This is a genomic window from Peribacillus acanthi (assembly GCF_003073175.1).
Classification (GTDB): domain Bacteria; phylum Bacillota; class Bacilli; order Bacillales; family DSM-1321; genus Bacillus_BN; species Bacillus_BN acanthi.
This window is the reverse complement of record NZ_QBBX01000017.1, coordinates 78,444-85,859: the sequence shown is the minus strand read 5'-3', so window position 1 is coordinate 85,859 and position 7,416 is coordinate 78,444. Positions and strand designations below refer to the sequence as shown.

Below are 7,416 nucleotides of genomic sequence, written 5' to 3'. Positions count from 1 at the left end.
AAATAGTTAAGTACTATTAAATATAATGAAAAACTAGTTGAAAACGTTGGGAAAGCAATTTACACAATATTACGGACTTGACTTCTGTTCGGTAAAATCCTGATAAAAATAGGATTTTCTGCCTTTGTTCAGTCGCCTATCTGACTATGTATCCGTGACATCAGCCAGAAATCCGTGACTTTTAGTAGTTTATCCGTGACTTTTAGGAATATATCCGCGGTATACTGCCATTTTTCCGTGACTTCTGTTCTGCACTAAGGCAGAAGCAGATAATGGTGCCAGATGTAAGATAAAAACAGAACACGATTAGAAAGTATGACAGTTTTTCTTGCCTATCTGAAATGATATAATGGTTGAATGGGAATTAGATGGGAGGCTTTTTAATGTACGATTTTCGCGAGTGGAAACATGTGTTTAAACTCGATCCTAATAAAGATATTTCTGACGATGCGTTAGAGTTAATTTGTGAATCTGGGACGGATGCCATTCTAGTTGGTGGCTCAGATAATGTCACTCTTGAAGATGTACTTGATTTAATGGCCAGAATTAGAAGATATACTGTACCTTGTGTGCTTGAGGTTTCTTCTATTGAAACAGTATCCCCGGGTTTTGACTTGTACTTTATCCCGACGGTATTAAACAGTAAAGATCCTAACTGGATTGTGGGTCTCCATCAACAGGCTGTAAAGGAATTTGGAGAAATCATGAATTGGGATGAAATATTTGTAGAGGGTTATTGTATTTTAAATGGCGAGTGTAAAGCGGCTAAACTGACGAATGCAAATACAGACCTAGACAATGATGATGTTGTTGCATTTGGTGTAATGGCAGAACGTATGTTGAATTTGCCGATTTTTTATTTAGAATACAGCGGAACGTACGGTGATCCTGCCATGGTTAAAGAAGTAAAAGAGCGACTAAATGAAACAACTGTCTTTTACGGTGGGGGCATTACGGGACCCGAACAAGCAAAAGAAATGGCACAATTTGCGGACGTCGTTGTTGTCGGGAATGTAATTTATGATCAATTGGAACAAGCTCTTTTAACAGTGAAAGCGGTCAAAAATTAAAGAGAGTACATTTCCTTTTACTAATAAATTTTGTATAATAAATAGAACGAATGTTCTTATTTGGTGGTGTGAAACTTGAAGTTTTTATCTGAAAGATTTATTAATGGGTTAAATCCTGAACAACAAAACGCAGTAAAGACTACAGATGGTCCATTATTAATTATGGCTGGAGCCGGAAGTGGAAAAACGCGTGTGCTGACACATAGAATTGCATACCTGATGGTAGAGAAGGAAGTAGCACCTTGGAACATCTTAGCGATTACCTTTACCAATAAGGCAGCAAGGGAAATGAAAGAGCGTATTAAAGGTTTAATGGGTGGTGCTGCAGAGGAAATTTGGATTTCTACCTTCCACTCCATGTGTGTCCGTATTTTAAGAAGAGATATCGACCGAATCGGCTTTAATCGCAATTTTTCTATCTTAGACACGACTGACCAACAGTCTGTCATTAAGCAAATTTTAAAAGATAAAAATATGGACCCTAAGAAGTTTGATTACAGATCAATATTAGGGACTATTAGTTCAGCAAAAAATGAATTGATGGATGCGGATGAATATGAAAAAACAGCCGGTCAATTTTACGAAAAAACGGTAGCGGAAGTATACAAAGAATATCAAAAACGTCTACGGAAAAATCAATCATTGGATTTTGATGATTTAATCATGACGACCATCCAACTTTTTCAACGAGTGCCTGAAGTGTTGGAATATTATCAACGTAAGTTTCAATACATTCATGTGGATGAGTATCAGGATACAAACCGTGCTCAATACATGTTAGTAAAACTAATGGCAGCTCGCTTTAAAAATCTTTGTGTCGTTGGGGATAGTGATCAGTCAATTTATCGGTGGAGAGGTGCGGATATTAGCAATATCCTTTCCTTTGAGAAAGACTACAGCAACTCAAAGACTATCATGCTAGAACAAAACTACCGTTCTACAAAGAAAATTCTACAGGCAGCGAATGAGGTTATTTCTAACAATGCAAATCGTAAGGCTAAGAACCTTTGGACGGAAAATGCTGAAGGTAATAAAATTGTTTATTACCGAGCTGACAGCGAGCAAGGAGAAGCGCAATTCGTGGCGGGGAAAATCCTTGACCTAACGAGAGAAAAAGACAAAAGCCTTCAGGATATTGCCATTCTTTATCGAACGAATGCCCAATCTCGTGTAATGGAGGAAGTACTTCTAAAGTCCAATATCCAATATAGCATCGTAGGGGGCATCAAGTTCTACGATCGAAAAGAAATTAAGGATATGCTAGCGTACTTAAGACTAATTGCAAATCCAGATGATGACATCAGTTTCCGACGAGTCATCAATGTACCAAAAAGAGGGATTGGCGCCTCATCAGTCGATAAGATTGCTGATTTTGCCGCCATGCAGGACATATCTATGTTCCGAGCACTTCAAGACATAGAATTAATGGGCTTAAGCCCAAAAATCACAAAAGCAGCTCGAGAATTTCGTGACCTAATCCTAGGTTATGAACAAATGCAGGAATATCTGTCAGTGACTGAACTTGTTGAAGAAGTTATCGAGAAATCCGGTTATATGGAAATGCTTCAATTGGAAAAATCCATTGAAGCTCAAAGCCGAATTGAGAACTTGGAAGAGTTTTTATCTGTTACAAAAAGCTTTGAGGAACAAAATGAAGATAAAAGTCTTGTGGCATTCCTTACGGATTTAGCTTTAGTCGCAGATATTGATTCTCTTGATGAGGAAGGGACCCCACAAGAAGCTGTTACACTGATGACGCTCCATTCAGCTAAAGGGCTAGAGTTCCCTGTTGTATTCCTATTAGGGTTGGAAGAAGGGGTCTTCCCTCATAGTCGTTCTCTAATGGAAGAAGAGGAAATGGAAGAAGAGCGTCGATTAGCTTACGTTGGAATAACTAGAGCGGAACAGGAACTATACATTACGAATGCCCAAATGCGTACTCTTTTTGGACGGACAAGTATGAATCCTGTATCCAGGTTTATTTCAGAAATTCCAGAGGAACTATTGGAAGACTTGCAAGCGATGCAAAAGAAGACTATGCCAAGCTTTATGGGTGGGACAAGACCATCTACTATCCCTGGGCAAGCTATGCGAAGACAAGCTGCGATCCGTACCACTAATGCTCCTTCCGCAACAGGTGGAGATGAAATCGATTGGAAGGTCGGAGACAAAGCTGAGCATAAAAAATGGGGCACAGGTACGGTTGTCAGCGTAAAAGGACAAGGAGAAGGAAAAGAGCTTGATATTGCTTTCCCGAGTCCAATTGGCATCAAACGTTTGCTGGCTAAATTTGCGCCGGTTCAAAAGGTATAATTGTTTATAAATTGGCAGCGGAGAATTAAGTCGACGTAGTGGGCCAATTTTAGGTATAAAGTATACGTGCAACTAGGCATTCGCCGGCGCATACGCTTGGCGATTGTCAAGTTTTCTAAAAATGAAAGTGAGGAACGGCCGATGGAGACATCTTCTGCCCAAAAGCGTGTTACGGAACTTCAAACTTTACTGAATCAGTATAATTACGAATACCATATTCTAGATAAACCTTCCGTTCCGGATGCAGAGTACGATCAGCTACTACGTGAGCTAATTGAACTGGAAGAACAATATCCAGAATTCCGAACTCCTGATTCCCCTACACAGCGAGTTGGTGGAGAAGTTCTATCGATGTTTGAAAAAGTAGAACACCGGACTCCAATGCTTAGTCTCGGAAATGCATTCAATGAAAGTGATTTGCGTGACTTCGATAGAAAAATCCGACAAGCTGTAGGAGACAAATTTTCGTATGTTTGTGAACTGAAGATTGATGGGTTAGCTGTATCACTTCGATATGAGGATGGATTGTTTGTACAAGGTGCGACTCGTGGGGACGGAACAATCGGGGAAGATATAACGGCTAACCTTAAGACAATAAAATCTATTCCTTTACGGTTGAAAAAGCCTTATTCAATGGAGGTACGCGGTGAGGCTTTCATGCCAAAGAAATCTTTTGAAAAGCTGAATTCAGTAAAAGAGGAAAAAGGGGAAGAACCTTTTGCGAATCCTCGAAATGCTGCGGCAGGCTCATTGCGTCAGCTCGACCCGAAGATTGCAGCGTCACGTAACTTAGATGTTTATCTATATGGAGTCGCTGATACTGGTGGAACAGGTGTCCAGTCGCATAGTGAAGGCTTAGATTTGCTTGATGAGTTAGGATTTAAGACCAATAAAGAACGAAAAAAATGTGAGACGATTGAAGAAGTATTACTTTATGTTGAGGGATGGGTTGAAAAAAGACCAAACCTTCCTTATGACATAGATGGAATTGTTATTAAAGTAAATTCTTTGGCTCAACAAGAAGAGCTAGGAATGACTGCTAAAAGTCCACGATGGGCTATTGCGTACAAATTTCCAGCTGAAGAAGTTGTGACGATTCTGAAGGACATTGAATTAAGTGTAGGAAGGACAGGTGTAGTAACTCCTACTGCAATATTGGTTCCGGTTCGAGTGGCTGGAACGACCGTTAGTCGTGCTTCTCTTCACAATGAAGATTTAATACGTGAAAAAGATTTGAAAATCGGAGACCATGTAGTTGTGAAAAAAGCTGGGGATATCATTCCTGAAGTGGTAAATGTATTATTAGAGCGACGAACAGGGGAAGAGCAGAATTTCAAAATGCCAACTCATTGTCCAGAATGTGAGAGTGAACTTGTAAGATTAGAGGATGAAGTGGCCTTAAGATGTATCAATCCTACATGTCCGGCACAAATAAGAGAAGGATTAATTCACTTTGTATCTAGAAATGCGATGAATATTGATGGCCTTGGAGAGAAGGTCATTAGTCAGCTTTTCCAGGAAAAATTGATTGAAAAAGTTTCTGATTTATATAAACTTACTTCTGAGCAACTACTTGGATTAGAACGCATGGGAGAAAAATCTGTTCAGAATTTGTTAAGTGCCATTGAAGCTTCAAAGGTGAATTCACTTGAGAAATTATTATTTGGGCTGGGAATTCGACATGTTGGGGCAAAAGCAGCTAAAACTCTTGCTCAGCATTTTGGAACAATTGATGGGTTAATGGATGCTTCCTATGAAGAATTGATAGGAATTAACGAAATTGGCGACAAAATGGCTGACTCTATTGTGACTTATTTTGATCAACCAGAAGTGAAGGAATTAATCAGTGAATTAAAATCGTTCCAAGTTTCGATGGAATACAAAGGTCCAAAGCCAGTGACAGTAGAGAACTCCGATTCTTTCTTTGCAGGAAAAACCATTGTATTAACTGGGAAACTAGAGCAATTGTCTCGAACTGAAGCAAAGGAAAAAATCGAGGCATTAGGTGGCAATGTAGCAGGTAGCGTATCTAAGAAAACGCATCTGGTCATTGCAGGTGAAGATGCAGGTTCAAAGTTAACTAAAGCACAGGATTTAGGAATAGAGATTTGGGATGAGGATAGACTGGTCGAAGAATTAGAGAAATAAGAGGGTGTAAACATGAAAAAAATCTACTTGATCGGATTGACGGTTCTACTGTTGTTAACAGGTTGTGCACCTAAATTCGACAAGCAGGAGGAAGTTGTCCAAAAGTCGGATACTGCCAAAGAAAAAGCGATTATCCCGAAATATCAAATATCAGAACAATATTACCGTACCATTCTGCCATTTGAACCAAGTCAAGCGCGAGGTCTTGTAGTATCAAACCTAAACACGCGGTTTGATGTAAATGAAATGGAAATGGGATTAATGCGAATCGCCCAGCAAAACTTTGAACCGGATACATTCTTGTTCAAAGAAGGGCAATACCTTGATTCAAAGACGGTAAGAAAATGGCTAAACCGTAAATACACAAAAGAACAACTAGCTAAAGAGAAAATTAAAGAATCGAATAATATAGGATTGAACCCGTTAAATCCGGAAAAAGGGGATATTGCTAACCAAAATGAACAGTATCCAATCTACCTTTCACATATTCTGGAGCATGATTATATGGTGAAGAAAGGTGAAGGAACTGTTGGTCTTGGTGGAGTTGTTATCGGGTTAGCGTTGAACTCGATTCATTATTATCAAAAGGAAGAATATGGTGATGTTTTCAGTGTGAAAATCCCTGCTGATGAAATGGAGAAGGAAGGAAAGAAAATTGCTCAAGAGGTCCTTCTACGCCTTCGCAAAATGGATGACTTAAAGAACGTGCCTATTACGATAGCGCTGTTCAAACAAGAAGCTAGTACGTCTGTTGTTCCGGGGAACTTTATTGCTTATACCAACATTGGAGAGGGAGATACTTCTATCCGTGGTTGGGAAAACGTTAATGAAAAATATTTATTATTCCCTTCTGAAGAAGCAAAGGATAAACATCGTGATGATGTTACATTCTTTTTGAATTTTAAACAGGATGTAGAAAAATACTTTCCTAACTTTAATGGTGTTGTTGGACGTGGATATTATGTTGATGATCAGTTGCAAGAACTAAACATTACAATCCCGATACAATTTTATGGGAAAGCTGAAGCCATTGGCTTTACCCAGTATGTAGCAGGGTTAGTAATGGAGCATTTTCCTGAATACGTATCCGTCCAAGTGGCGGTTAATAGCGTAAGTGGACCTGAATCATTAATCGTTCGCAAACCAAACCAAAAAGAACCGTTTGTGCATATATACCAGTATTAATGAAGCATACATTTCTATTCAAGCCCATCATTTATTGGTGGGCTTTTAATTGCAATTGTAGCCAAATGGAAGTCGAGTTTTATAGATATCCTGAGGATTGATAATTCAGAAAGTTATGTACTTAAGTTTCCAGCATTATTGTCTTTGAAGTAGTGTACATTATCGGTTAGAATGGGTAGTGGAGTTAGTAATACATAGGAGGGGTTTGCTTTGGTACTACCATACAAACATGAACCATTTACAAATTTCAAAGAAGAAGAAAACAAAGCTGCATATTTAGAAGGTTTGAAATTAGTTCAATCTTATCTTGGTCAAGATTACCCATTGGTAATTGGCGGAGAGAAAATCACAACTGAAGATAAAATTGTTTCTTACAACCCTGCAAATAAAGAAGAAGTCATCGGTCGCGTTTCTAAAGCTAGTCGTGACCTAGCTGAACAAGCCATGAAAGTGGCAGATGAGACGTTCAAAACGTGGAAAAAGGTAAAGCCTGAATCTCGCGCTGACATCCTGTTCCGTGCTGCTGCAATTATTCGTCGTCGTAAGGATGAATTCTCTGCTTTACTTACAAAAGAAGCAGGTAAACCTTGGAATGAAGCGGATGCAGATACAGCGGAAGCAATCGATTTCTTAGAGTTCTATGCTCGTCAAATGTTGAAATTAAAAGATGGTGTTCCTGTAGAAAGCCGTCCAGGTGAAT

5 protein-coding genes are annotated in these 7,416 nt (G+C 39.1%); all 5 read left to right on the top strand.

All coding sequences use genetic code 11. From position 1 onward, the window contains the following. Window positions 1–383: 383 nt before the first annotated feature. A complete protein-coding gene (gene pcrB / locus DBX25_RS16140) occupies window positions 384–1,070 on the top strand; it encodes a heptaprenylglyceryl phosphate synthase (protein WP_108671824.1) in 687 nt (228 codons plus the stop codon). Between the two features lie 75 nt (window positions 1,071–1,145). Further along, window positions 1,146–3,383 (top strand): DNA helicase PcrA, encoded by a 2,238-nt coding sequence (gene pcrA / locus DBX25_RS16135; RefSeq protein ID WP_108671823.1) that lies wholly within the window; start codon window positions 1,146–1,148, stop codon window positions 3,381–3,383. Between the two features lie 141 nt (window positions 3,384–3,524). After that, the gene (gene ligA / locus DBX25_RS16130) at window positions 3,525–5,531 is read left to right on the top strand and encodes an NAD-dependent DNA ligase LigA (RefSeq protein ID WP_108671822.1); all 2,007 of its coding nucleotides are present in this window, start codon (window positions 3,525–3,527) and stop codon (window positions 5,529–5,531) included. A 12-nt stretch (window positions 5,532–5,543) separates the two neighbouring features. Beyond that, on the top strand, window positions 5,544–6,716 hold the full coding sequence (locus DBX25_RS16125; RefSeq protein ID WP_108671821.1) for a CamS family sex pheromone protein: 1,173 nt from the start codon (window positions 5,544–5,546) through the stop codon (window positions 6,714–6,716). A gap of 210 nt (window positions 6,717–6,926) precedes the next feature. Next, window positions 6,927–7,416, top strand: a 490-nt coding sequence (locus DBX25_RS21460) for an aldehyde dehydrogenase family protein (protein WP_240620362.1), incomplete at its 3' end; no start/stop codon positions are given.